Here is a 23,694-nt window from a genome sequence, read left to right on the forward strand (position 1 = left end):
AATCACCTGAAGTTTACGATTCTTATTGCATCCAGAGGACAAATTGCCTCACACTGTCTGCAATAGATACATTTTTCACTGTCAAATTCAATCTTATCGTCTGTTAATGTTAATGCATCAACAGGACAATTTTTAGCACATATTGCACAGGCCTGACATTTCTTGTCTGAAAGTGAAAAGTCACCCATTCTTTGGTCGTGCAAATAAGACCTTGCATAGTATAAATCAGTGTCTTTACTATAGAAATAATCATCATATGCACCAATTGCATCAAATTGACATTTTCCAACACATTTTCCACAATAAACACAGTTATCATTAATTTTAATTGGATTCGGACCATCAAGTTCAATTGCATTAACCGGACAAACGTTATAACATTCACCGCATGCAACACATTTCTTGTCATAAACTTCAATATTCCTATCCATCAAATAAGATCCGAACAGCTTTGTGAACTTGGATACTTCAATATGGGAATCCAAACTGATTTTCAATTCCCTCTCCATCATGTCATTTACTTTGCATTCAATGAAATTTTCAAAGTTCTGGTCATTGAACTCCAAAGCTATGGATTTGCCCACTTTTTCCAAAACTTTATTTAGACTTATCAAATCAAGGGATAATCTTTTCATATTATGGTCAATGATTTCTGATACGATATCAAATGACTTAATCTCACTATACATCTTATAAGCTTTCTTACGTGAAGAGTATCTGATTGCAGTTGAAGGACAGGAATGCATACATTCTTCACATCTTGCACAGTAACCCGGATTGATATAAGGCAGCTTATTTGTTCTTGCGACATTAATGGCACCCATTGACGGACAAACTCTGGTACAGGTCATGCATCCAATACACTTATCCTGATTAACGATGATTGCCTTACCTCCCTTGACGGTTTTAGGGAGCAATTGACCGTATTTAATCGCATCAGTAGGACAAACTCTAAAGCAGTAACCGCATCTAACACAGGTATCCTTATCAATCTCGCTGTGAGGTTCTGTTTTCCCGTCAGCCTTGATATGGATTGACCCGTTTTTACAAGCCTGAACACATGCTCCGCATGCCTTACATAACTTTGTGTTAATGTTTGGAACATTTTCCTTTTTAGGAGGGTCCATATGAACATCCAGTGAAATTGCATCATAAGGACAGGCATTACGACATAATACGCAACCGAAGCAGGTATTTTTCAATTTAATTAAACCGTCATCATCATCCATATAAACCGCATCGATTGGACAAGACTGAAGACAAGGTTTATCACTGCATTTTGCACATTTTGTCTGATCAACCAAATAATCAACATCAACGTGCCTTAATGGTCTTGGTGTTTTTGTAAAACTATCAATCATAACACTCACTCCATGAATAAATCCTCATTTAGATTAGATGTTTTTACAGTAACATGAATAGTCTCATCATCTTCCATTGAAAATTTAGATATGAAATATTTAATTACGGAAAACGGACATGTCTGATAACAGATACTGCATCTTAAACATTTATTTTTATCTCTTACAATTGTGTCTTCATCATCATCAAAAGAAATACACTGGGTCGGACAGTCAGGAATACACAGTTGACATTTTTCACATTTGGATTTATCCCAGTCGATGATTCTGACTTTAAGCCTATTTATCGCATTGGAAATGATTTCTAAAGCAACTTCCTCATCAGGAATAATTTTCATTGCATCCTCCCAAATTTCAGAAACAGGAATCTCATACTGCAGAAGACCGTCTTTGTCCAAAGCTCTCAGGTCTTCTTCCTTACTGTTAATGTACTCTTCAATGTAGTTTACGCATAAAAGAATCAATTCCTTCTGGTCCTGTAAGTTTTCTACAAATACTCCTTTCATTGCGCCGTTAACAGGGCAAACATCAATACATTCACCGCATGAAATACATTTGAGCTGGTCAACAACCACTTTTCCATCGGTTTCACTGATTGCATCAACAGGACATTTTTTCAAACATTTCTTACATTTGATGCATAAATAATCATCCACTATATATTGTCTTTTGGATGGAATAATATTGAATTCAGGTAAAATTAAATGGTTTTCTCCACATTCCAAAGTTTTAGGATCAGTAGGACACACTTCTGCACAGAAACCGCATCGAATACATGCTCCCGGCTTAATTACAGGATAAGTTAAACCTTCTCCCTCTTCTGAATCCTCATCACGGACCAGTTTTATTGCATTCGGAGACGGACATGAAACTGTACATGCACCACAACCTATACAATACTCCTTATTTACTTTCGGAAAGTCCCTGAAACGTTCAGGTTTTTCAGAAATCTCAGGTTGAGAATGTGCATTGGTAAATGCATCTGCCCATGCCTTTCTTGCAAACTCATAAACATACCACATTAGAGATGACATCTTATTTCACCTCATAAAAATCTTTTATTGCAGTTTTTCCGGCCTCATCAGTAATGGCCACCCTTTCAGCACATGCAACACAAGGGTCACATGAAGCGTAGGTGGATACCGCATCCGCAACAGTTGGAACATCACGAATCATGTATTTTGCACAGGAGTCCATATTTGCAATACTTGGAGTTCTGATTGAAATGTTTTTAATTAAATTACCATTAGTTTCAATCATATAGGTTACTTCACCACGAGGAGCTTCATTTTTACGCATTGCATAACCAGATTTAATATTTGCAGGAGTACGAACTTCACCTTTTGGAATATTTTCTATAGCTTGTCTGAGAATGCTGATTGATTCAGGTATTTCATCAAATCTGGTCATTGTTCTTGCATAATTGTCTCCTTCATTTCTTGTAATAACATTAAAATCAAAGTAATCGTCATATGTATAGTGACCTATACGGTAATCTTCTGTAATACCGGAAGCCCTTCCGATTGGACCGACTGCTCTTCCTTTAATTGCTTCTTTTTTGGACATGTATCCTATTCCTTTACATCTTAAGGCAAGTGCAGGACCTTCCGCAAACAGATTACGGGTAATTTCAAAACCTTCCTCTATTTTTTCAAGGTTTTTGAGAATCGGTTCGAAATGGCGTTCATCCGCATCCATCCTTACGCCTCCAACAACATTCCAACCCATATTAACCCTGTTACCAGTTAACAATTCAATTGAATCCATTGCATATTCCCTTAACTCCAGAACATGCATAAATAAGGTTTCATGGTCCATTGATTTGAAAAATGTTGAATTTGCAAGGAAATGACTTTGAATTCTGTCTAATTCATTTGCAATAACTCTTAAAAATTGAGCTCTTACTGGAACATCCACATCTGAAATCTGTTCAATAGTCTCTGCAAAAGTTTGTGTGTGTTCATATGAACAGATACCGCAAACCCTTTCAGAAAGATAAATTCCCTTCTGCCAGGTTTTTCCTTCAATTATCTTTTCAATTCCCCTATGAACATAACCGTATTCAATTTCTGCCTTAACTACCCTTTCACCTTCAGTCTGCAATTTCAATCTGATAGGTTCCTTTAAAGCAGGGTGAATTGGACCAATAGGCACTATCATTGTTGTTCCCTCCCACGATCAGCAATAGCTTGTGGTCCTACAGCCAAAATAGCTTCCAATATTTCATTTGGCCTTGGCGGACAGCCTGGAATTTCTGCAGCAACTGGGATGAAATTTGATGCAGGAGCATTTACATGTCCCCCTTCCTGATTAAATACATCACCAGATACCGGACAGTTTCCTACCGCTACTGCTATTTTCGGTTCAGGAGCTTTATCATATATCCTTTTTAAGTTATCTTTCCATTGTTCGGTAACAGCACCGGTCAACAATAGAACATCAGCTTCACGAGGATTATTGTGAACATAAATACCATATTGCTCTAAGTCGTATCTTGGAGACAACAGTGCAACACATTCAACGTCGCATCCATTGCATCCGCCACAATTTACGATACAGACATGGATTGAGCTTTTCCTCACAACATCCCTTATAGCATTTAACATTGTACTCCCTCTTTTATTTTATAATTAAATATAAACATGATCAGTATATTGCTTCTTTTTTTAACAGTTCAAATATTTCTAATTGACCTTCTTTTAAGGCCTCTTCATAAGATTTTCCGTTTTTAACTTCTTCTACCAATTTCATTTTAAGATTTTTTGCATCTTCAGGAGATATTACTTCCAGAGAACCGCTGAACCAGCATAATCTTAAATCAGCGTTAAACTTCTGATACAGGCATATGTCTTCAGCTGATTCGAAAGTTCCGTGCAATGCCTCAAGAGAAGACATGTCAAACAGATTGAAGAATACCTCTTCCAATTCTTCAACAGTACAATCAAAATCCTTGGAAAGCGGGACAATAATATCTCTCTGCCAAGCAAAACTTTTAATAATTCTTTCTTGCATCAATCTCAATTTAGCATCATCATCCATTCCAATCACATCATACCATTAAATTTTAATAATATATAGACAATTATCGCAATAATTAAACCAATGGCTGTTTCTTTTCTACCGTAACCCGGCCTTTCACCCATTACAAATCCTGCCAGGAGAAAACCTACTGCGGATAAAATAATATTACCTGAACAAAATCCTAAAACCCATCCGACAGTTGAGACTATAGCAAAGGGAACATTAAGTGCTGTAACAGCTACAAAAGGTTCGCCATGCTGCTTATAACTGTAAAGCAAACCAAGAATAGATCCAACTGCAAATGTAAGTATATAAATCATATAATCTAACATAATATCTCCTACATTGGTTTATAAAGTAATATGAATGAGCAAACTATTGCTATAAATGTTATAATGAAACACAATTTCTCAATACTTTCTATCTTATGTGCAAAGTTTCCTTTGGCGAGCAATACGAATGCCGCCAAAATAACACCTATGACCACTATTGGAGCAAGGACTGTTGAGTGCAGGAATGTTGCTAAAAGACCTACAACTATTATTCCAATAGCAACCAGTGCGGTGAAATAAACAATTACATCCTCACTATTCATGCTACCACTCCTGTAAATATCATCAATATAGTTCCGAAGAAGCATATTGCTCCTATAGTAATTTGAGTCATGACTGAATGATTTGGACTGAATATCGGAGTTGCCGCATTGATAAATCCGGTTATGAATGTAATTACAATCATTCCAATCAGATAACCTACAGCAGTTAACGGACCACAGAATATTGTTAAAAATACCCAAAGCATTACATACCATGCAATTGACTCTGAAAAGTGCATAAATCCTCTCAGGAGTCCGAAGTGTTCGGTTTCAAAACCTGAAATTAAAACCTTATCCTTTGTAATTGCAAATGGTGAATACGGGGATTTTGTAATAATCAGCATGAAAAACATTACTGCCGCAAGCGGGATTGTGAATATCAATGGACCATGCACAGACTGGTAAGTGATAATTTCACCAATGTTCATGGTTCCTGTTATCAGATAAACGAAAATTATTGCTGCAAACAGTGGAAGTTCAGTAGCCGCTGAAAGTACAGCCCTTACACAACTTAGCTTACCGTACGGAGAACCTGAACTTGATCCAGAGTTGTGCTCAACGATTTTATAAACTGCATAAACACCGAAGAGTATTAATAATGATCCGTGTGCTACAGGACCTACAATAACCCCTACAATCCAAATTAACGCCAATATAAATGTAATACCTACATAAAATACTTTTGAAACTGTTTTTGGAAATGCAGTCTCTTTAAAGAAGAATTTTAAAGAGTGTATCAGATGTTGGACAATAGGTGGTCCAGGACGTTTTTGAACACGAGCCATGATTTTCCTATGCAATCCCAGAAGAAGGCTTCCCGCTAGAAATGCAATAATAACTTGAATTAAAATTTCTGCCATTAAATTCATAATACCACTCTAATATCCAGTAAATGGTTCTTTCACCCTTTCTTCAGCATCTTCAGGTTTCGGTTTAGCCATTGTCAATAGTCCTAAAGACAAAACCCATGCAGGAATACCAAAAATAGCTACAGCATAGACAATCCATGCATCGAAGTCTATAACCAAACAGGCAAGAATAGCTATTGTTGATAATACCAATAATACAATAGATACAATTTTTTGACTAACCATACTACCACTACCACAATACCAATAATAAAATTTCAACAGCTCTTACAATAATAAACAATGAACTTAAGTGAATAATTACAATGAATGGAGAACCCGCAGTCCTGAACATTTCTGCTTTACTTGCAAAGAATGGAGCTACTCCACTTTCACCTAAAATACCAAGTAACATCAATATCGCACCAAATACGACCATCGGACTAGCAGGCATTTGGGATAAAACCGCCAGTGACAATGTTCCGGTGGATGCAAGAATGATTGAAGCACCACCAAACAGAGGCAAACTGCACATCATGGCAATTAAACCATAGTTGAATGCTGAATTCAATACGCTAGTCTGTTTAACGGCTGATACAATACCAATATTTAAAATACCAACCAACGCCATGAAAAGTGTGAAGTTGAACAAATCTCCAGTAATCATAGCACCAGCTGATGCAAGACCGCAAATGATTGATAAGAATCTTCTCTGTTTGAATTCCTTTGGACCCACTTTAACCTCAGTATTGTTTAGATAATGCATTGTACCTTCAATCTGAGTTTCAGGTTTACTTAATGCAATCAATAATGTAAAACCAAGCAATACCGCAAAGAGGAACAGGTTAAATGGAGTGACATACAATACAATGTCCCCAAGTGGAATGGTACCAAGTAAATCTCCGCCTAGTGTAACAAAATCCATTTTCATCACTACTCCTTATCAATGTCCTCTCTCATAAGTAGTCCAATTAAACCAACTTTTGAAGCTACTTTTAATAATAATCCACATGCTGCCAAGAATAAACTTAATAACCAATATTGAGGTGCTACAAAGAACAATAGGAAACCTATAATCCATAAACACCATGCTATTCCAGAAACTCCTGCAATACCATCCAGCATCAATACCGGAAGTCCTCTTGCTTTTTTAGATAATGCATATAATACTATTCCTCCACCGGCTACTGCCCCTCCTGTAAATCCTGTCAGGAAAATACCGTAACCGATCAGTACCAATGCAATGAAATTAGGAGCAGTATTGAGTATTTCCATATTCAATGCAAAAGGCTGCGGGAAAAGGGAAGAAGATTTAGGTAGATTTCTTCTTGGATTCTGTTCAATTATACGCATTTCTCTTGTAATTAAAATTTCAGATATGGCCAGAGTTTCTGCAAGCTCTACAACCAGACCAGGTAAAATCAATGCTTCCGCAAGGTCGGTTCCGACTGCAGAGACAACAAATATCATTGCAAGACCAACTATATCTGTCAGGATAAGAATATGGATTTCTTCTCTTTTCATTGCAATTGCCATAGTTCCGATAAAACCAACAATCAGACCTGCGTAGATTGCAGGCAGATACATTGACAGGAATGCACTAGGAACTGCTGTAGGTAAGATAACCATTAATTATCCCTCCTCAACTGTTTTGCTCTTGCTTTTTCATCATTGACCTTTACTTCATTTGCTACTTTTGCAGAAGCAGAAATGGCCTTTTTCACATCATCCTTGATTTCTTTTTCGTCATTTTTACGGTTCATGGTGTAGTTGATGGATAACCATGAAGCGATTATGAATGACATCATCAAGATACTGGATTCCAATATTGTATCGAAACCCCTAGTGTAGTATAAAATTTCATCCACAAGTCCTCCAGGGGATGAATAGATTGATGTTCCGAAGTACGGGGAAATAGATGATATAAATTGAGCCAACGGTGACATATATCCTGTTATCATACCCAAACTTGCTGCATTGTCAGGATATTGAGGATTGATTACACCCGCCTGGGTTAATACTTCACCGCCCCTGTCATATGGTGCGATGGCCAATCCCTCATCGATTTGCTCTTGAGGAGCAGGCCTTACATACAGCTGGTCAGGATTCAATGCCATCGGCACAATCAGACCTATAATCAGAATAATTCCTAAACTGAATGCAAATAAACGAGGCACATTTTTAGGGTCTGCAAGTTTATTCCATAAAACTCCAATCCTCATACATCTGCCCCCATTTCTTCTAAACGAATAATAGCTCTAAATAAGATTAAAGAAATAACAACAGTAGTTGCCAATAATGTTAATAAAGCTAAAACATGATTATAACATAATAAGACTAAACAGACACCGATTGATGCCACTTCAGTATTGAATGTCCTTACAATAGGGTCATTAACTCCAGGACCCCATGCAGTAGCGATACTTCCCACAATAGCTAGAAAAATTCCAAAGTAAAAGAATAATGGAACACTAATCATGCAAATCACCACTTTCTAGCTTTTTCTTTCTAATTTCATTTATTTTAACAATTGCCAAGATAAATACCAAAGTTGACAGCGGATCAACTAACGCCGCAAACATAGCAACGTCCAGATATTTGAATAAAACGATGACTAAAACGAATCCTGCATCCAGTATTGTAAACATTATAACCTTGTCCAAAGGTTTTTTAAGAAATATTATGCCGAATGCACCAATTACCATCAAAGCAATTGCAATTATTGATATGAAAAACTCCATCTTGCATCACTCCAACAGTATTTCATCATCTAGTCTTTTTAAGGTATATGCAATTGCATTCGCACTGATTGTAGAACAGATAAAGAATGCTGCTGCAACAACAAGAGCGAACGGAGTATTAATCACCAAAGTAATCAAGGCTGAAACTCCAAATCCAATAACGTTAACATATAATAATCTTTCAGCTCTGTTTCTGGTAATTAAAGCTCTTAATGCAACGAATATGACTATAACACCAATAATTTCAACGTACATATTACCACTCTCAAGCATGTCTATTGAACTTTTCTGCAATTTTTCCTAAAAGGATAGAAGCTCTCTTATGGTCAATTCCCTGAATGGTCAATATTGCAATAACCATACCTACAATAAACATTTCCGGAGTAAATCCAATAAATGAACAGATAAAAATAATAACAGTTGCAGTTAAGCTTCCAACAGTTCCTGCATAACCCGGATCGGCACACAATCTGTTTCCAATAAATACAAAGAATGCTGCTAAAATTCCACCAGGTATTCCTAAAAGTAAATATCCAATAGAAGCTATTAATGTACCGGCAGATGCGTCAGGAGAACAAACAATGTTTCCCTGGAAAAATCCACCAGCAATATCTCCCCCTCTTTTTTCAACACTTTCTCCTATAATTCTGGCTCCTCTAACACCAGGTTGCTCGGGAAGTCCGAAATATGTATCTACAATTACAAAATTCAACCAACATAGAATTGCGGCAATTATAATTCCAATTACCTCATTCATTAATATCCTCCCCCTCATCTCCAGTTAAAGGCTTTGGAAATACAAAATCAAATAAATATTTCACAAACAATGCGGATAAAATCCCGATAATAACAGCCAATACTATTCCATTATACATGAAAGTGAAATTCAATACTAAAAAAATAGATAAAATTCCTATGGCTATTATTGGAGTCGGATATATTGCACTTACATCAAATGAATACCTGTATGGTTTGCTTGGAAGTAATGGAATTCTTAAAACTAAAGCAACTAAAATTGAAACAATAATAGCTACAATATAAGCTAACAAAACATCAAATGAACTAATTGATATATTTGCAAGCCCGTAAACATTACTGTTTAAAGCAAAAAATAAGGTATTGAACACCAAATCAAACATATTATTAAGACTCCTCTTAAATAATAAATATACTATATAAAAATATATAAATGTTGTTACTTAAAATTATTAATAATAGCTTAAACATTATGTAAGTTTATAAATGGTGGCTTAATGAGAAATAAAAATATTTTAATAACTGGAGGACTTGGATTTATAGGTTCACATATTGCAAATGAATTATTGGACGACAATCAAATCGTTATTGTTGATAATTTATCCACAGGCAACCTTAATAACATAAACAATCCAAATCATGAAAATTTAAAAATTATAAAAGAGGACATTCGCAATGTCGATTTAGACGAAGTGACCTCAGATATTGATTACATTTTCCACCTTGCAGCAATGGCGAGCGTTCCGTTAAGCATTGACAAGCCGGTTGAATGCAATGACATAAACCTAAATGCCACCGTAAATCTTTTAAAGTCAGCCGTTGACAACAATGTTAAAAAAATCGTGTTTTCTTCATCATCATCAGTTTATGGTGAAAACAAAAACATGCCATTAAAGGAAAGCGAACCGTTAATGCCAATGTCACCATATGCTGCATCAAAAGCAAGCTGCGAACTGTATTTACGCTCATTTTATGACAGTTATGGCCTAAATTACACAGTACTTAGATATTTCAATGTTTTCGGACCTGGACAGGATAAAAACTCACAGTATGCGGCAGTCATACCTAATTTTATAAGTGCTATGCTTGAAGGAAATCAGCCTGAAATTTACGGCGACGGCGAACAGACCCGAGACTTTGTTTTTGTAAAAGACATTATCCAAGCTAACATCAATGCGGCAAAGTCAGATTACAATGGAGTAATCAACATCGCTTCAGGTAAAAAATTAAGCATTAACCAGTTATTTGATATTGTTAAAAGAACACTTGGCAGTGATTTGGAGCCTAAATATCTTCCTAAAAGAGCAGGTGACATCAAACACTCCCTGGCGGACACTTCAAAAATGGAAAAAATCAATTTTGAAATAGATCACAATAACTTTGAAAAACAGCTTGAAGAAACAATAAACTGGTTTAAAACCATTTTATAGGAATTATCAGCATGGATAAAAGTGTAACTGATTTTAATGTACGTCTCAGAACAATAAGACTCAGGGAATTAATTGTCGCAATCATAGCTGCAATCATTATTTCAGGACTGATAATGATTCCAGTTCCAGAACTTTATGAAGATGACAACCTACTTTTTATTGTATTGCTCTCACTGGTGCTGCTTTTCTTCGCATGGTGTTTGAGAGGCACACACGGACTTGGCCAAAATGTCAGGAACCTGTTTGAAATTAAAACCAGAAATGAAATACTGTACGTATTTGCAGTCAATCTGCTTTTTGCATTTTTATTTACATGTTTGATATCCGGAATTGACTTATTGATGGGATTCTATGACCCATCATGGATTTCAGGATTTGACATTGATACCGTGGACATTACTGCCGGAGCAATACTTTTTGAAATTGTCTCATCCGTGATTTTTGCCCCGCTTATGGAAGAGCTGATATTTAGAGGAGTTCTTTTCAACAGACTTAAAATAAGAGTTGGAATACTCCCTGCAATGCTAATTTCTTCATTTATTTTTGGTATCGGGCACAGCTACGGTTCAATTACAAGCGCATTCCTATTCGGAATATGCATGTGTATCTTATACATGAAAACAGACAATATCCTTGTTCCTATGAGTGTTCACTTTATAAACAATGTTGTTGCTACAGTACTTGAATTCACACAGCTTGATTTGGTAATCGGACAGATGCCCTGGCTGATACCTGCAACAGTCATTGCACTGATATCAACAGTTCTGCTTGTAAAATATATCGTTCAGGAAACAAGCACACTTAAAAATAGATTCAGTTAAAAAAATTAAAAAAAAGAGTTTAGTGGAATCCGCATCCACTACATGTTTCACATTTTTCTTCTTCCAAAGGATCGTATTGTTTATCTTCCTGCAAGGTTGCTGAGATAAAATACTGGTCAAATTCATCCTTGTTTTTTAAGATAGGTGAAACACCCTTAAAATCACATTTAATATCTCCTGTACCTCCGATATCAACCATTATCGGTTCACCTAATTTGAATCTTTTGAAATACGCTTCAATTTCATTGATTAGAGAACCAGGAACTCTAAAATTAAAAGATAAAATATTATTTTCCTTCATTTTTAAACCGACATATTTCTGGTCGATTTCATAGTTCAATCCTAATTGCTTTTTGAAAATAACATTAGTGCCTATATCATTAGATGCCATTATCTTTCCCCCTTCATTCAATTACATTGAATTATATGTTCGAAGTATATAAAACTTTCCAAAAAAATATCTAAAAAGTACAAACAAAATTTCTAAAAATTCAAAATTTTACTGAATAATCTTCAAATTTAACAAGGTTTATATAATTTCAAAATCAAAATGTATAATATTATAATATATATTATAATAAAAAAAATCAATTAGAAAAATAGGTGTTTATTAATGAATGAATACAACAAAGATATTGGAAATAGAATTAGAGAACTACGAGAACTATCAGACATTACAATTAAAGAGATTGCTGATGATTTGAACATTAAACAAGAAACTTATATCCAATATGAAAACGGAGAAGTAGACATTCCGGCAAGTTTCTTATATGAACTTGCACACATCTTTAAAGTTGATTTAGGATTATTATTAACTGGTGAAGAAAGCAGAATGAGCATTTTTGATGTTACCCGTGCAGACAAAGGGGTTTCAGTTGACAGAAGAAAAGAATATACTCATCAAAACCTATGTTCTAAATTCATTCACAAACAGGCCGAAACCTTCCTTGTAACAGTGGATCCTGAAAAAAATCCTGTGCCTTCACTTAACTCACACCCAGGTCAAGAATTCAATTATGTATTAGAAGGTTCCCTAAAGATTTATATTCACAATAACGAAATTATCTTGAACGAAGGAGACTGCATCTTCTTCGATTCAGCACACAGACACGCTATGGTAGCACTTAACGACAAACCCGCTAAATTTTTAGCAGTAATAATATAATACTTATGGAGATAATTACATGACATCATTAATAGGAAATTTTGTTAATAGAGTTGACTACAACTCTTATGAAGACTTTTATGAAAACTTCAAGCTAACATATGAAGACGATTACAACTTCGGATTCGATGTGGTAGACAAATATGCGGAAATCGATCCGGATAAAATAGCTTTAATATGGACTAACGACAATGATGAAAATCATACCTTCACTTTCAAGGACATGAAAGAATATTCCAATAAAGTGGCTAACTTATTTAAAAGTTTAGGAATTAAAAAGGGCGACGCAGTAATGCTCACCTTAAAAAACAGGTATGAATTCTGGTTCTGTATGGTTGCACTTCACAAAATCGGTGCAATAGCCATTCCAGGAACACACATGTTAAAACTTCATGATATTGACTTCAGGATAAAAGAAGCTAATGTTAAAATGGTAGTTTCAGTGGAAGAGGATTCCCTATTGCCGGATTACGAAGCAGCTGAAAAATCATTAGGAATTGAAATACCTAAACTGGCAATTGAAACCGATAGAGAAGGATGGATTAACTTTAACAAAGCTTTTGAAGAACAAAGTCCTGAATTTGAAAGACCTACAGGAGAAGATGCGACAAATGCTGAAGAGATCTTTTTAATATACTTCACTTCAGGAACCAGCGGACTTCCGAAAATGGTTTCACACAAGCATACCTACTCCTTAGGACATATTCCAACAGCAAAATACTGGCATAATGTTATTGAAGACGGAATTCACCACACTGCTGCAGATACCGGTTGGGGAAAAGCAGTTTGGGGAAACCTTTACGGACAATGGATTGCCGGAACAGGAATATTCATTTATGATTACGAAAGGTTTAATGGAATCAAATTGCTTGAAAAGATTATAGAAAATAAGGTGGACACCTTCTGTGCCCCTCCAACAATTTACAGATTCATCATTAAAGAAAATATCGAAGGATATGACCTTTCAAACTTAAAATACGTTACAACCGCCGGAGAGCCTTTACCTCCGGAAGTATCCGAAAAGTTCTTTGAACTTTCAGGACTCAGAATCAAGGAAGGATTCGGTCAAACCGAAACCACACTGTCCATTGGAACATTCATATGGCTGGATGCTAAAGTGGGTTCAATAGGTAAGCCTTCCCCGTTATTCAATTTAGAGTTATTGGACGAAGACCACAATAAAGTGGAAATCGGTGATGAAGGAGAACTTTGTTTCAAGATGAATGACGGACCTAATCCGGGATTGTTCAAGGACTATGTAAACGATGAGGAAAAATACAAAAAGCAAATCCACCACGGATATTACCACTGCGGAGATACCGCATGGGTGGATGAGGACGGATACGTTCACTTTGTCGGAAGAAACGACGACATCATCAAATCTTCAGGTTACCGTATAGGACCTTATGAAGTAGAAAGTGCAGTATTGTCTCACGAAGCAGTTTCAAACTGCGCAATTACCGCTTATCCTGATGAAGTAAGAGGCCAAATCGTAAAAGCAACAATCATATTGCAACCTGGCTTTGAACCATCAGATTCTTTAACTAAAGACATTCAAAATCATGTTAAAAGAGTTACAGCTCCTTATAAATACCCAAGAATGATTGAATATGTGGATGAAATCCCTGAAACAATCAGTGGTAAAATAAGAAGAGTTGAAATCAGAGAAAACGATAATAAAAATAGATGATATAATGACAGAAGAGATATCTTATCCAGTTATCAATAAAGAAATCTGCAAAGGCTGTATGAGATGTATAGTCGGATGTCCTCAAAATGCAATATTACTATCAGAAGACATGAACAACGCAGGATATCAATTTGCATATTATAGTGGAAGTGGCTGTACAGGATGTAAAGACTGTTACTTTACCTGTCCTGAGCCATTAGGACTAGAAGTACATCAAGTGAAAAATATTGTTAATGATTCAGTAGCAAAAATGATTAAGGCTAAAGTAGCTAATCAAGGGGGAAACTAAATGAGCAATCAAATGGTTAAGGGAAATACTGCTGTTATCATTGGTGCAATGTATGCGGGATGTGACTGCTTCTTCGGATACCCGATTACTCCTGCAAGTGAAATCCTACACGAAGCATCAAAATATTTCCCGATGGTTGGAAGAAACTTTGTACAGGCTGAAAGTGAAGAAGCATCAATCAACATGGTTTACGGTGCATCAGGAACCGGTCACAGAGTAATGACCGCATCATCAGGACCTGGAATCAGTTTAATGCAGGAAGGTTTCACATATCTTGCAGGTGCGGAATTGCCTGCAGTTATTGTTGACATCATGAGAGCAGGACCTGGACTTGGAAACATCGGACCTGAACAGGGAGACTACAATCAAATCGTCAAAGGAGGAGGTCACGGTAACTACAGAAACATCGTCCTTGCTCCAAACAGCGTTCAGGAAATGTGTGACCTGACCATGAAGGCATTTGAACTTGCAGACAAATGGAGAAACCCTGTTGTAGTATTGGCTGACGGTACATTAGGTCAGATGGCAGAACCTGTTGAATTCCCAAAAGAAGCTATTAAACCTGAAATTGACGAATCATGGGCAGTGAGAGGAAATAAAGAGACTATGGAAAACCTCATCACTTCAATTTTCAATGACTTCAATGACCTGGAAGACTTCAACTTCAAGCTTCAGGAAAAATATGCAAAAATCGACGCTGAAGAGGTTATTGTCGATGAATATCAAGTCGATGACGCTGACATTGTTCTGATTTCATATGGTATCAGCAGCCGTATTGCAAGATCAGCTGTTGACAAAAGCCGTACAAAAGGCTTGAAAGTTGGACTTTTAAGACCTGTAACATTATCACCGTTCCCAACCAATAGAATCAAAGAACTGGCTGATAAAGGTGTTGAATTCATATCAGTTGAAATGAGTAACGGACAACTCTTGGCTGATGTTCAGTTTGCTGCATTAAGAAGGGAAGGAACCCATCTTGTCAACAGAATGGGCGGAAACCTTATTGAACTTAAACATGTATTGGCTAAGATTTATGAAATTGCAGGCTTAGACGAAGAAATTGATACTTCAAAAAGAAGTGAAGAGAAGGCTAGCCCAAATATAATTGATTAAGGATGTGGAAAAATGAGTGAACAACAAAATAAAGATTATGAAGAACAGGTACGTAGAAATCCACAATCCCTTTTAGAAGAGTATCCTAGAAAAGGAACTAACATTCAATCCACTCACTACTGTGCCGGTTGTGGACACGGTATCATACACAAATTGATTGCGGAATGTATGGATGAGCTCGGAATCCAGGAAAGATGTGTGATGATTTCACCGGTAGGATGCTCAGTTTACGCATACTTTTACTTTAACTGCGGAAACTTCCAGACAGCTCACGGAAGAGCACCTGCAGTAGCTACAGGTATTTCAAGAGCTGAAGACAATGCAATTGTCATGAGCTATCAAGGAGACGGAGACCTTGCTTCCATCGGTTTGAATGAAACCCTTCAGGCTGCAAATCGTGGAGAAAAGATTGCAGTATTCTTTGTAAACAACACAGTTTACGGAATGACCGGAGGACAAATGGCTCCGACCACACTGATCGGTGAAAAAACAGTTACATGTCAAACCGGAAGAGATCCTGACTATGCAGGACACCCTACCCACATGTGCGAGTTAATCAACACTCTTAAAGCGCCTGTATTCATTGAAAGGGTATCCCTTGCAAACCCCTTGAAAATCAGGCTTGCAAAATATGCAATCAAACAGGCATTGACCGTTCAAAAAGAAGGAAAAGGATATTCATTTGTCGAAATATTGTCACCTTGTCCTACAAACTTAAAACAGGACGTCAAACGTGCACAGGAATTTATTGAAAATCAGATGGAAAAAGAGTTCCCGGTCAAAAACTTCAGAAACAACCTCTACAAAAAGGACCCTGTCGTCAGACCTGAAAGCGACTTTACAACAGAATCCCTTGACAAAATATTCAACGTCAACAGAGGGGAAGGTTCAGGATATGTCGATGAGGACATTGAACCTGTAAGCATCAAGGTTTCAGGATTCGGTGGTCAGGGAGTTTTAAGTGCCGGTTTAACAATTGCCCAAGCCGCATGTGCTGAAGGAAAACATGTTTCATGGTATCCTAGCTACGGTCCTGAACAGAGAGGTGGAAAATCCAACTGTTCTGTTGTAATTTCAAACGAAACAATAGGAACTCCCGTAGTTGATGATATTGATATTCTTATTGCTTTAAACAAACCTTCACTAGAACAGTTCTCACAGGATGTTAAAGAAGGCGGAACAATACTCTACGATGCACATATCGGAGAGTTTGAAACCGACAGGGACGTTAACGTTATTGCAATGCCTTGTGTGGATATTGCAGAGGAACATGGAAACGCAAGAACTGCAAATACTGCACTTCTCGGTGCATTAACTGAATTAAGCACTGTCTTAAAACGTGAAAGTTATGAAAATGCTATTCGTGAAATGTTTGCATCCAAACCAAAAGTCATTGATGTGAACATTGATGTTTTAGAAGCGGGAGCAGAATGGATTAAAAACAATTCATAGTGTGATTTAATGACATATAAAGAAAACAGTGAAAAATATATTGAAAATTACGGTTTAAGTATAGGGGACACCATTAAAGTCAACAAAGATGACATCACCTATACCGGTATTTTACTTGACAGGCCGGAAGACGCCGATGACGGATACCTGGTTATCAAACTGTCAAGCGGATATAACATTGGTGTGGCTATCGAAGGCACCACCGCCGAACTTGTCGAAAAAGGAGACAAACCAAAAATAGGTTATGATGCAGAGGAAATTCCAACAGACCCTAACAAGCAAAACATCTCAATAGTATCAACCGGAGGAACAGTATCTTCCGTTATTGACTACCGTACAGGAGCGGTTCACCCTAAATTTACAGCATCAGACCTTGTTAAGGCAAATCCTGAACTGCTGGATTATGCAAACTACAACGTCAAGGCTTTGTATAATATCTTAAGTGAAGATATGAAACCTGAATACTGGGTAAAAGCTGCTGAAGAAATAGCAAATGACATTTCTGATGGTGCCGACGGAGTGGTTATAGCTCACGGTACCGATACAATGCATTATACCTCTGCGGCATTGAGTTTCATGCTGAAAACTCCTGTTCCAATCATCATTACCGGAGCTCAGAGAAGTTCAGACAGACCTTCAAGTGATGCCAACATCAATCTGATCGATTCAGTGATAGCTGCAAAATCCGACATTGCAGAAGTCTGCGTATGCATGCACGGAAGCTTAAATGACAAATTTACTTACCTACACAAGGGAACAAAGGTAAGAAAAATGCACACTTCAAGAAGAGACACCTTCAGAAGCATCAATGCACAGCCAATAGCCAAAATCGAAAATAAAAAAGTTAATGTCAATCCGGATTACAGCTATACAAAACGTGGAGACAACGAACTGGAACTGAATACATCCATTGAAGAAAAAGTAGGACTGATCAAAAGCTTCCCTGGAATATCAAAGGATTACATTGAATATCACATTGACAAAGGATATAAAGGAATTGTAATTGAAGGAACCGGTCTCGGACATGTTCCAAATGACCTGATTGATTCATTTAAAAGAGCTCAGGACGAAAACATTCCTGTCGTCATGACTTCACAGTGCCTTTACGGAAGAGTCAACATGAACGTTTACTCCACCGGACGTAACATCATTGATGCAGGAGTTATTTCAGGCCGTGACATGACCCCTGAGACAACCTATGTCAAATTATGCTGGGCATTAGGTCAAAGTGACAATTACGAAGAAGTTAAAGAGATTATGCAGACAAATATTGCAGGCGAGTTTTCTGAAAAATCCACAATCAGGGATTTCTTGAATTAAGGTGATAGCATGGATTATGATTATGAAAAATTAGGATTGAAAATGGGACTTGAAATTCACCAACAATTAAACAGTCAGCATAAGCTATTCTGTCCATGTAAAACTGAACTTGTTGATGATGATTTTGATGAACTCGTTCAAAGGAAATTAAGGCCAACCCAGTCAGAGCTTGGTGAAATTGACCGTGCTGCACTGCAGGAATCCTTAAGAGGACTTAATTTCAAATATGAAAACTTTGAAAAGCACACATGTCTTGTGGAAAACGATGACGAACCGCCTCACAGCTTAAATGAGGAAGCGCTGGATATCTGTATAACTATCGCATGTCTTATGAACATGCACATTGTTGATGAATTCCATACAATGCGTAAACAGGTTATTGACGGAAGTAACACAGGAGGGTTCCAGAGAACCGGTATGGTTGCAACCGACGGTTACCTTGACACCCCTTACGGAAAAGTGATTATTGAAAGTTTAGGTCTTGAAGAGGATGCTGCAAGAAGAGTTGAAACCAAAGACGGATTTACCGAATTCAGACTTGACCGTTTGGGAATTCCACTTGCTGAAATTACAACAGACCCTTCAATGCACCATCCAGATCAGGTAAGGGAAGTAGCTTACATGCTCGGACAGATTTTAAGAAGTACCAACGTTAAAAGAGGGTTAGGTACAATCAGACAGGATTTAAACATTTCCATTGCAGAAGGTGCACGTGTGGAAATCAAGGGTGTTCAGGACCTGGATTTAATGGCTGAAATCGTTAACCGTGAAGTTCAAAGACAGCTTGAACTGATTGACATCAAAAAACAATTACAATTAAGAAACGCAGAAGTTTTAGAAGAAATTCATGATTTGGATGAACTTTTCGAAGATACTGAATCCAAAATCTTAAAGTCTGCTGAAACAATCAAAGCAGTTGTACTTAAAGGATTTGACGGACAGATTGGTCGTGAAGTACAGCCTGGAAGAAGATTCGGAACTGAAATTGCGAGCTATGCTAAAAAACGTGGAGTTTCAGGAATTTTCCACTCCGATGAATTGCCTGCATACGGAATCACCCAGGAAGAAGTTGATAAAGTCAATGACTTTTTAAACATCGGTGAGGAAGATGCATTTATTATTGTGGCTCACGACGAGGACATTGCAATATCCGCTTTAGAAGAAGTCAAAAGAAGAGCCAACTTAGGTTTGGAAGGTGTTGTTGAAGAAACCCGTAAAGCATTGGATGACGGTACCACCGAATATATGAGACCTCTTCCGACTGCAAACAGAATGTATCTTGAAACTGACATTCCACTGTTTAAAATTACATCTGACAGAGTCGAACCGATAGCCAATAATTTGCCTGAACTTCCTGACGTAAAACAGGCAAGAATCATTGAAGAGTACAAGTTAAGTGAAGACCTTGCAACTCAGCTTGTCAAAAGGCAGGAAGCAGACATGTTTGAAGCTATTCTGGCTGACGTTGATGTGGATGCTACACCTGTTGCTTCACTATTGGCTTATGATTTACGTGAAATCAAAAGGGAAGGCCACGACATTAACATTTTAACATTAGATCACTTCAAAGGCATTTTCACATTACTGGCTGACGGCAAAATAGCTAAGGACAGCGTTCGCAAACTTGCCATTGAAACCATAAAAGCACCGGACACTGATATAGCAGAAATCGCTGAGAAAAGCAATTTAGTTATGATGAGCGAAGATGATGTTGCCAAAATCATTGCCGGAATTGTAGCAGACAATGAAGGAATGGTTAAGGAACGTCAGATGGGTGCTATGGGTCCTTTAATGGGAATGTGCATGAAACAGCTTAAAGGAAAAGCTGACGGTGGTATGGTTAACAAAATCGTACGTGAAGAAATTCAAAAATTAATATAAGGAAACTCAATGGAGTTTCCATTTAAACTCTTTTTTTAAAAAACAAAATTAAATTATAAGTAATCCACCATCACATCCATGCTTACATTTTTGGAATGCAATGGAGAAGGTTTTGCTTTTTCTGAAGGATATCCTATAGGAAGCAGGGCAACAGTAACCATATTATCCGGCAAATCAAACAGCTCATCAAGCACTCTTTTATCATATCCTCTCACCCAAACAGATCCGATTCCCAAATCATATGCCTCAAGCATCATCTGGGTTGTTGCAATTACCGCATCGTCAAGTCCTGCATCATGTCCGTCAACTGTCTTCCAGGACACTTCCCTGTCATAACATATGAGCAATACTATTGGAGCATTGAAGCAGTATGGTGTAAATGACCTTATCTTTTCAAGTCCTTCGTCGCTTTTGATTACGAAAACGCGCTGAGGCTGAAAGTTGTTTCCTGTTGGTGCAACCTGTGCCGCCTTTAAAATCTTTTCCAGTTTTTCATCTTCAATCTGTTTGTCTGAATATTTTCTAACAGAATATCTTTCGCAAGCTAGCTCTAAAAAATCTTTCATGAGTTCACCTGTTAAATAGTTTGTTGTGTGGAAAATATATAATTTAATTTTTCATCATTTTTATATATCAAAAAAAATAATATAACATTAGTGATATTATGGAAAAATTAGACGACATAATCGTATCAAGAGCAATCATTGAAGAGTTCATGAACGACTTTCTCGATTACACAGACATTGATGTGGCTATCGGTGGAGGAGGACCTTCAGGGATAACCGCAGGATATTATCTTGCAAAGGCAGGATATAAAGTGGCTCTTTTTGAAAGAAAACTCTCCATAGGAGGTGGAATGTGGGGAGGTGGAATGATGTTCAACAAGGTTGTTGTTCAGGAAGAAGGAAGAAGAATTCTTGACGAATTTGGAATCAACTACAAAAAATATCAGGACAACTACTATGTCGTGGACTCCATAGAGTGCACATCAACACTTACATCTAAAGCCACTCAAGCTGGTCTTAAAGTGTTTAATCTCATGTCAATTGAGGATTTAATGGTACGTGAAAACGGAATAAACGGAGTGGTGCTCAACTGGAGTTCAGTTGAAATGAGTGGCCTACATATAGACCCACTAACTGTGAGATCCAAAGCAGTTATTGATGCTACAGGACACCCTCTTGAAATTATCAAAATTGTCCAGGACAAAATGGAAGCACCTCTCAACACTGAAACCGGTAAAATCATGGGAGAGAAATCCATGTGGGCGGACCGTGCGGAAGGAAAGATTTTAGACAATGTCAATGAAGTCTATCCAGGATTATACGTAACCGGAATGGCTGCCAATGCAGTTCACGGTTCACAGCGTATGGGACCAATCTTTGGCGGAATGCTACTTTCAGGAGAATATGTGGCTAAAAAAGTGGCTGAAGATTTGGAAAACAGAAAATAGAACTCTCAATTCGAGAGTTTTTAAATTCTTTTTTTAATAAATTTTTAGGTGTGCCTAAAAAAATAGTAACCTTTATATACTACTTCCAACAACATTATAATTGATGATGTGAATTTAGGTAAACCTAAATTAACACTCACATTATTAGTCAAAACAATACACTCTCCAAAATTAGAATTCGTGTTAAATTAGATTTTTCACAATTTCTCTAATTTGATACAAGTCGCTGGAAAATTAAAAATCTGCCAAAAAAAATATAATTTTCCTCAAAACACTGGTGTTTAATTTCGTCGGTTAAACACCAATTATCTCTCTTTTTACTGACACTTTTCAAAACAAATATCAATTTTTTAATGTCAACATTAACAATAACTAAAGCATTAATCACATATCAATATCAATCAATGAGACTTAATTTAAAAATTCTTTTTTTCCAAGAACATTCAACACTCTCAAATTTCTTATTCAAGTGATAACTACTTGTTTTCTAATCCATCAAATAAACAAATATTTAAATATAACCTGAAACATTTTTTAAATTATGACCATCATTACAAAATTTGAAAAGAAATGTTCTGTTTGTGGCAGAACAAGTTTGCAACCTGTTTTAGGAAGCACCAACACCTGGGGATACCCTGACATTGACTTAAGACCCCCTGAAATGCAGAGAAGCACCATTGACATATGGCTTGTTGAATGCCCACATTGCGGTTATGTGGCAAGCAACATTGAAAATGAGCTGGAAGTGCCTGCAGACATTTTAAAGACAGATGAATATCTGACCTGTGAAGGAAAAAATTTCAAATCAAAACTGTCAGAAAGATTCTACAAGCATTATCTGATATCAAAAGCGGAAAATAATCATGACTCTGAATTTTTATCACTCCTGCACTGTGCCTGGACATGTGATGACAATGATGATAAACTTGCAGTTGAAATTAGAAAAATGGCTTTAAAATCAATGTATAAAATTGAGCCTCAGGAAGATGATGAAAAGAACGCTCTCAAACTTATTGAAGCTGATCTGCTTAGAAGGTCATTGCAGTTTGATGAGGTGATTAGAAAATTTAAAGATGTTATTCTGGAGGATAAAACTCAAAATGACATCATCAGCTTTCAAATTGAATTGTCCATGAATAAGGACAGTGCCTGCCATACTGTGGAGGAAGTGGTTAAAAAATAATCCATTTCCACATTCTCTTATTTTTACCGTCAAAAAAAGAATAATTGGGATGCATTTTGCATCATCAATAATTAAAACTTAACTTCAATTTTCTGGATTTCAACACCGTTGCTTACCGGATATCTATGAGAATCCTTATAACCGTCCTGACCGTTACCCCATTCACTCCATTTCCACTCCCCGTCCATGTAGAAATAGGCTCTGGTCATATAGGAATCCTTGTAAACAGATTGGCCGTTTTTGTATAAATGAATGTCAAATCCTCCAACAGATCCTCCCATCCATTTGCTTGCTTCAACCCTGTACTCTCCGGAAGTTCCGATATAGGTCTTATCGAATTCAGGCAATTCCACGGTTATAGTATCCGGCGAACTTGAAGATTCACTCACGCTTTCATCACTCTGGTTGATTTCGACATTGGTCTGTTCATGCGAATTCTGCTGCAGGAACAATATGCCCATAGCCAGCGCAAGAATAACAATCACCAATGCCAGAATTATGATAATATGCTTGTTTTCCATTCAACAACCTCACGTAATTATCTTTAAAGCCCAATATATATCTCATTTACGAAT

The 23,694-nt window shown here is 37.0% G+C and carries 31 protein-coding genes; 11 read left to right on the forward strand and 20 right to left on the reverse strand.

From position 1 onward, the window contains the following. Window positions 1-2: 2 nt before the first annotated feature. From E7Z81_RS04640 to E7Z81_RS04720, 17 genes are read right to left on the reverse strand one after another with little or no spacing between them, the layout of a single operon-like run. Window positions 3-1,370, reverse strand: coding sequence for a 4Fe-4S binding protein (locus E7Z81_RS04640; RefSeq protein WP_367263006.1), 1,368 nt, complete (start codon window positions 1,368-1,370; stop codon window positions 3-5). Then, window positions 1,367-2,395, reverse strand: a complete 1,029-nt coding sequence (locus E7Z81_RS04645) for a 4Fe-4S binding protein (protein WP_292744818.1) — start codon at window positions 2,393-2,395, stop codon at window positions 1,367-1,369. The genes E7Z81_RS04640 and E7Z81_RS04645 overlap by 4 nt, the downstream gene beginning before the upstream one ends. A 1-nt stretch (window position 2,396) precedes the next feature. Continuing rightward, window positions 2,397-3,521 carry a nickel-dependent hydrogenase large subunit gene (locus tag E7Z81_RS04650; RefSeq protein WP_292744820.1) on the reverse strand — a complete coding sequence of 375 codons (1,125 nt, stop codon included), beginning with the start codon at window positions 3,519-3,521 and terminating at the stop codon, window positions 2,397-2,399. Continuing rightward, window positions 3,518-3,967 (reverse strand): NADH-quinone oxidoreductase subunit B family protein, encoded by a 450-nt coding sequence (locus tag E7Z81_RS04655; protein ID WP_292744822.1) that lies wholly within the window; start codon window positions 3,965-3,967, stop codon window positions 3,518-3,520. The genes E7Z81_RS04650 and E7Z81_RS04655 overlap by 4 nt, the downstream gene beginning before the upstream one ends. A 40-nt stretch (window positions 3,968-4,007) precedes the next feature. After that, window positions 4,008-4,400 carry a DUF1959 family protein gene (locus E7Z81_RS04660; protein ID WP_292744824.1) on the reverse strand — a complete coding sequence of 131 codons (393 nt, stop codon included), beginning with the start codon at window positions 4,398-4,400 and terminating at the stop codon, window positions 4,008-4,010. 5 nt (window positions 4,401-4,405) lie between these two features. Beyond that, window positions 4,406-4,714, reverse strand: a complete 309-nt coding sequence (locus E7Z81_RS04665; RefSeq protein WP_292744826.1) for an energy-converting hydrogenase subunit EhaL family protein — start codon at window positions 4,712-4,714, stop codon at window positions 4,406-4,408. A gap of 8 nt (window positions 4,715-4,722) precedes the next feature. Further along, a complete protein-coding gene (locus E7Z81_RS04670; protein WP_292744828.1) occupies window positions 4,723-4,977 on the reverse strand; it encodes a hypothetical protein in 255 nt (84 codons plus the stop codon). Further along, window positions 4,974-5,846 carry an NADH-quinone oxidoreductase subunit H gene (locus tag E7Z81_RS04675; RefSeq protein ID WP_292744830.1) on the reverse strand — a complete coding sequence of 291 codons (873 nt, stop codon included), beginning with the start codon at window positions 5,844-5,846 and terminating at the stop codon, window positions 4,974-4,976. The genes E7Z81_RS04670 and E7Z81_RS04675 overlap by 4 nt, the downstream gene beginning before the upstream one ends. A gap of 9 nt (window positions 5,847-5,855) precedes the next feature. Further along, the gene (locus E7Z81_RS04680; RefSeq protein ID WP_292744832.1) at window positions 5,856-6,071 is read right to left on the reverse strand and encodes a DUF788 domain-containing protein; all 216 of its coding nucleotides are present in this window, start codon (window positions 6,069-6,071) and stop codon (window positions 5,856-5,858) included. Between the two features lie 7 nt (window positions 6,072-6,078). After that, complete coding sequence (locus E7Z81_RS04685) at window positions 6,079-6,750, reverse strand: hypothetical protein (protein ID WP_292744901.1); 672 nt, start codon at window positions 6,748-6,750, stop codon at window positions 6,079-6,081. Between the two features lie 8 nt (window positions 6,751-6,758). After that, complete coding sequence (locus E7Z81_RS04690; protein ID WP_292744834.1) at window positions 6,759-7,454, reverse strand: EhaG family protein; 696 nt, start codon at window positions 7,452-7,454, stop codon at window positions 6,759-6,761. Then, window positions 7,454-8,047: an EhaF family protein gene (locus tag E7Z81_RS04695; protein WP_292744836.1), complete on the reverse strand. Its 594-nt coding sequence runs from the start codon at window positions 8,045-8,047 to the stop codon at window positions 7,454-7,456. The genes E7Z81_RS04690 and E7Z81_RS04695 overlap by 1 nt, the downstream gene beginning before the upstream one ends. Then, window positions 8,044-8,304 carry a DUF2107 family protein gene (locus tag E7Z81_RS04700; RefSeq protein ID WP_292744838.1) on the reverse strand — a complete coding sequence of 87 codons (261 nt, stop codon included), beginning with the start codon at window positions 8,302-8,304 and terminating at the stop codon, window positions 8,044-8,046. Before E7Z81_RS04700 ends, E7Z81_RS04695 begins: the two co-directional genes overlap by 4 nt. Beyond that, window positions 8,297-8,566, reverse strand: a complete 270-nt coding sequence (locus E7Z81_RS04705; RefSeq protein ID WP_292744839.1) for an EhaD family protein — start codon at window positions 8,564-8,566, stop codon at window positions 8,297-8,299. Before E7Z81_RS04705 ends, E7Z81_RS04700 begins: the two co-directional genes overlap by 8 nt. Before the next feature lie 6 nt (window positions 8,567-8,572). Next, entirely contained in the window at window positions 8,573-8,821 is a 249-nt protein-coding gene (locus E7Z81_RS04710) for a DUF2109 domain-containing protein (RefSeq protein WP_292744840.1), read from the reverse strand. 10 nt (window positions 8,822-8,831) lie between these two features. Continuing rightward, window positions 8,832-9,323: a hypothetical protein gene (locus E7Z81_RS04715; protein WP_292744842.1), complete on the reverse strand. Its 492-nt coding sequence runs from the start codon at window positions 9,321-9,323 to the stop codon at window positions 8,832-8,834. Then, window positions 9,316-9,705 carry an energy-converting hydrogenase A subunit A EhaA gene (locus E7Z81_RS04720; protein ID WP_292744844.1) on the reverse strand — a complete coding sequence of 130 codons (390 nt, stop codon included), beginning with the start codon at window positions 9,703-9,705 and terminating at the stop codon, window positions 9,316-9,318. The genes E7Z81_RS04715 and E7Z81_RS04720 overlap by 8 nt, the downstream gene beginning before the upstream one ends. A 114-nt stretch (window positions 9,706-9,819) precedes the next feature. Here E7Z81_RS04720 and E7Z81_RS04725 point away from each other — a divergent pair, with 114 nt between their 5' ends. Both E7Z81_RS04725 and E7Z81_RS04730 read left to right on the forward strand, forming a co-directional pair. Beyond that, complete coding sequence (locus tag E7Z81_RS04725) at window positions 9,820-10,752, forward strand: NAD-dependent epimerase/dehydratase family protein (RefSeq protein ID WP_292744846.1); 933 nt, start codon at window positions 9,820-9,822, stop codon at window positions 10,750-10,752. An 11-nt stretch (window positions 10,753-10,763) separates the two neighbouring features. Beyond that, a complete protein-coding gene (locus E7Z81_RS04730) occupies window positions 10,764-11,573 on the forward strand; it encodes a CPBP family intramembrane glutamic endopeptidase (RefSeq protein WP_292744848.1) in 810 nt (269 codons plus the stop codon). 19 nt (window positions 11,574-11,592) lie between these two features. On the opposite strand, the gene E7Z81_RS04735 is transcribed toward E7Z81_RS04730, so the two are convergent. Then, a complete protein-coding gene (locus E7Z81_RS04735; RefSeq protein WP_292744849.1) occupies window positions 11,593-11,964 on the reverse strand; it encodes a hypothetical protein in 372 nt (123 codons plus the stop codon). 222 nt (window positions 11,965-12,186) lie between these two features. Between E7Z81_RS04735 and E7Z81_RS04740 the strand changes: the two genes are divergently transcribed. Genes E7Z81_RS04740 through gatE form a run of 7 tightly spaced genes read left to right on the forward strand, consistent with a single transcriptional unit; the run spans window position 12,187 to window position 20,483 of the window. Next, complete coding sequence (locus E7Z81_RS04740; RefSeq protein ID WP_292744851.1) at window positions 12,187-12,738, forward strand: cupin domain-containing protein; 552 nt, start codon at window positions 12,187-12,189, stop codon at window positions 12,736-12,738. A 19-nt stretch (window positions 12,739-12,757) separates the two neighbouring features. Continuing rightward, entirely contained in the window at window positions 12,758-14,428 is a 1,671-nt protein-coding gene (locus tag E7Z81_RS04745; protein WP_292744853.1) for an AMP-binding protein, read from the forward strand. A 4-nt stretch (window positions 14,429-14,432) separates the two neighbouring features. Then, complete coding sequence (locus E7Z81_RS04750) at window positions 14,433-14,717, forward strand: 4Fe-4S dicluster domain-containing protein (protein WP_292744855.1); 285 nt, start codon at window positions 14,433-14,435, stop codon at window positions 14,715-14,717. Beyond that, entirely contained in the window at window positions 14,718-15,830 is a 1,113-nt protein-coding gene (locus E7Z81_RS04755; protein ID WP_292744857.1) for a 3-methyl-2-oxobutanoate dehydrogenase subunit VorB, read from the forward strand. 12 nt (window positions 15,831-15,842) lie between these two features. Continuing rightward, window positions 15,843-17,282 (forward strand): 2-oxoacid:acceptor oxidoreductase family protein, encoded by a 1,440-nt coding sequence (locus tag E7Z81_RS04760; protein ID WP_292744859.1) that lies wholly within the window; start codon window positions 15,843-15,845, stop codon window positions 17,280-17,282. 9 nt (window positions 17,283-17,291) lie between these two features. Continuing rightward, the gene (gatD, locus tag E7Z81_RS04765; RefSeq protein ID WP_292744861.1) at window positions 17,292-18,602 is read left to right on the forward strand and encodes a Glu-tRNA(Gln) amidotransferase subunit GatD; all 1,311 of its coding nucleotides are present in this window, start codon (window positions 17,292-17,294) and stop codon (window positions 18,600-18,602) included. 9 nt (window positions 18,603-18,611) lie between these two features. Continuing rightward, window positions 18,612-20,483 carry a Glu-tRNA(Gln) amidotransferase subunit GatE gene (gene gatE, locus E7Z81_RS04770; RefSeq protein WP_292744863.1) on the forward strand — a complete coding sequence of 624 codons (1,872 nt, stop codon included), beginning with the start codon at window positions 18,612-18,614 and terminating at the stop codon, window positions 20,481-20,483. Window positions 20,484-20,536: 53 nt separating this feature from the next. Here the strand turns inward: gatE and E7Z81_RS04775 are convergent, their stop codons facing one another. Further along, window positions 20,537-21,049, reverse strand: coding sequence for a nitroreductase family protein (locus E7Z81_RS04775; RefSeq protein WP_292744865.1), 513 nt, complete (start codon window positions 21,047-21,049; stop codon window positions 20,537-20,539). 98 nt (window positions 21,050-21,147) lie between these two features. On the opposite strand from E7Z81_RS04775, the gene E7Z81_RS04780 reads away from it, so the two are divergent. Further along, a complete protein-coding gene (locus E7Z81_RS04780) occupies window positions 21,148-21,936 on the forward strand; it encodes a sulfide-dependent adenosine diphosphate thiazole synthase (RefSeq protein WP_292744867.1) in 789 nt (262 codons plus the stop codon). A gap of 541 nt (window positions 21,937-22,477) precedes the next feature. After that, window positions 22,478-23,119, forward strand: coding sequence for a hypothetical protein (locus E7Z81_RS04785; protein WP_292744869.1), 642 nt, complete (start codon window positions 22,478-22,480; stop codon window positions 23,117-23,119). Window positions 23,120-23,190: 71 nt separating this feature from the next. Here E7Z81_RS04785 and E7Z81_RS04790 read toward each other — a convergent pair whose 3' ends face one another. Beyond that, window positions 23,191-23,640 carry a hypothetical protein gene (locus tag E7Z81_RS04790; protein WP_292744871.1) on the reverse strand — a complete coding sequence of 150 codons (450 nt, stop codon included), beginning with the start codon at window positions 23,638-23,640 and terminating at the stop codon, window positions 23,191-23,193. Window positions 23,641-23,694: the final 54 nt, after the last annotated feature.

The sequence above is a fragment of the Methanobrevibacter sp. genome, from assembly GCF_015062935.1.
Taxonomy (GTDB): Archaea; Methanobacteriota; Methanobacteria; order Methanobacteriales; family Methanobacteriaceae; genus Methanocatella.

Coding starts and splice junctions, on each gene's coding strand:
- E7Z81_RS04790 (WP_292744871.1), bottom strand. CDS start 23,640: ATGGAAAACAAGCATATTATCATAATTCTGGCATTGGTGATTGTTATT.
- E7Z81_RS04690 (WP_292744834.1), bottom strand. CDS start 7,454: ATGGTTATCTTACCTACAGCAGTTCCTAGTGCATTCCTGTCAATGTAT.
- E7Z81_RS04735 (WP_292744849.1), bottom strand. CDS start 11,964: ATGGCATCTAATGATATAGGCACTAATGTTATTTTCAAAAAGCAATTA.
- E7Z81_RS04715 (WP_292744842.1), bottom strand. CDS start 9,323: ATGAATGAGGTAATTGGAATTATAATTGCCGCAATTCTATGTTGGTTG.
- E7Z81_RS04740 (WP_292744851.1), top strand. CDS start 12,187: ATGAATGAATACAACAAAGATATTGGAAATAGAATTAGAGAACTACGA.
- E7Z81_RS04785 (WP_292744869.1), top strand. CDS start 22,478: ATGACCATCATTACAAAATTTGAAAAGAAATGTTCTGTTTGTGGCAGA.
- gatE (WP_292744863.1), top strand. CDS start 18,612: ATGGATTATGATTATGAAAAATTAGGATTGAAAATGGGACTTGAAATT.
- E7Z81_RS04710 (WP_292744840.1), bottom strand. CDS start 8,821: ATGTACGTTGAAATTATTGGTGTTATAGTCATATTCGTTGCATTAAGA.
- E7Z81_RS04685 (WP_292744901.1), bottom strand. CDS start 6,750: ATGGATTTTGTTACACTAGGCGGAGATTTACTTGGTACCATTCCACTT.
- E7Z81_RS04775 (WP_292744865.1), bottom strand. CDS start 21,049: ATGAAAGATTTTTTAGAGCTAGCTTGCGAAAGATATTCTGTTAGAAAA.
- E7Z81_RS04730 (WP_292744848.1), top strand. CDS start 10,764: ATGGATAAAAGTGTAACTGATTTTAATGTACGTCTCAGAACAATAAGA.
- E7Z81_RS04675 (WP_292744830.1), bottom strand. CDS start 5,846: ATGAATTTAATGGCAGAAATTTTAATTCAAGTTATTATTGCATTTCTA.
- E7Z81_RS04670 (WP_292744828.1), bottom strand. CDS start 4,977: ATGAATAGTGAGGATGTAATTGTTTATTTCACCGCACTGGTTGCTATT.
- E7Z81_RS04660 (WP_292744824.1), bottom strand. CDS start 4,400: ATGGATGATGATGCTAAATTGAGATTGATGCAAGAAAGAATTATTAAA.
- E7Z81_RS04650 (WP_292744820.1), bottom strand. CDS start 3,521: ATGATAGTGCCTATTGGTCCAATTCACCCTGCTTTAAAGGAACCTATC.
- E7Z81_RS04720 (WP_292744844.1), bottom strand. CDS start 9,705: ATGTTTGATTTGGTGTTCAATACCTTATTTTTTGCTTTAAACAGTAAT.
- E7Z81_RS04695 (WP_292744836.1), bottom strand. CDS start 8,047: ATGAGGATTGGAGTTTTATGGAATAAACTTGCAGACCCTAAAAATGTG.
- E7Z81_RS04760 (WP_292744859.1), top strand. CDS start 15,843: ATGAGTGAACAACAAAATAAAGATTATGAAGAACAGGTACGTAGAAAT.
- E7Z81_RS04750 (WP_292744855.1), top strand. CDS start 14,433: ATGACAGAAGAGATATCTTATCCAGTTATCAATAAAGAAATCTGCAAA.
- E7Z81_RS04780 (WP_292744867.1), top strand. CDS start 21,148: ATGGAAAAATTAGACGACATAATCGTATCAAGAGCAATCATTGAAGAG.
- E7Z81_RS04700 (WP_292744838.1), bottom strand. CDS start 8,304: ATGATTAGTGTTCCATTATTCTTTTACTTTGGAATTTTTCTAGCTATT.
- E7Z81_RS04705 (WP_292744839.1), bottom strand. CDS start 8,566: ATGGAGTTTTTCATATCAATAATTGCAATTGCTTTGATGGTAATTGGT.
- gatD (WP_292744861.1), top strand. CDS start 17,292: ATGACATATAAAGAAAACAGTGAAAAATATATTGAAAATTACGGTTTA.
- E7Z81_RS04645 (WP_292744818.1), bottom strand. CDS start 2,395: ATGTCATCTCTAATGTGGTATGTTTATGAGTTTGCAAGAAAGGCATGG.
- E7Z81_RS04665 (WP_292744826.1), bottom strand. CDS start 4,714: ATGTTAGATTATATGATTTATATACTTACATTTGCAGTTGGATCTATT.
- E7Z81_RS04745 (WP_292744853.1), top strand. CDS start 12,758: ATGACATCATTAATAGGAAATTTTGTTAATAGAGTTGACTACAACTCT.
- E7Z81_RS04725 (WP_292744846.1), top strand. CDS start 9,820: ATGAGAAATAAAAATATTTTAATAACTGGAGGACTTGGATTTATAGGT.
- E7Z81_RS04680 (WP_292744832.1), bottom strand. CDS start 6,071: ATGGTTAGTCAAAAAATTGTATCTATTGTATTATTGGTATTATCAACA.
- E7Z81_RS04755 (WP_292744857.1), top strand. CDS start 14,718: ATGAGCAATCAAATGGTTAAGGGAAATACTGCTGTTATCATTGGTGCA.
- E7Z81_RS04655 (WP_292744822.1), bottom strand. CDS start 3,967: ATGTTAAATGCTATAAGGGATGTTGTGAGGAAAAGCTCAATCCATGTC.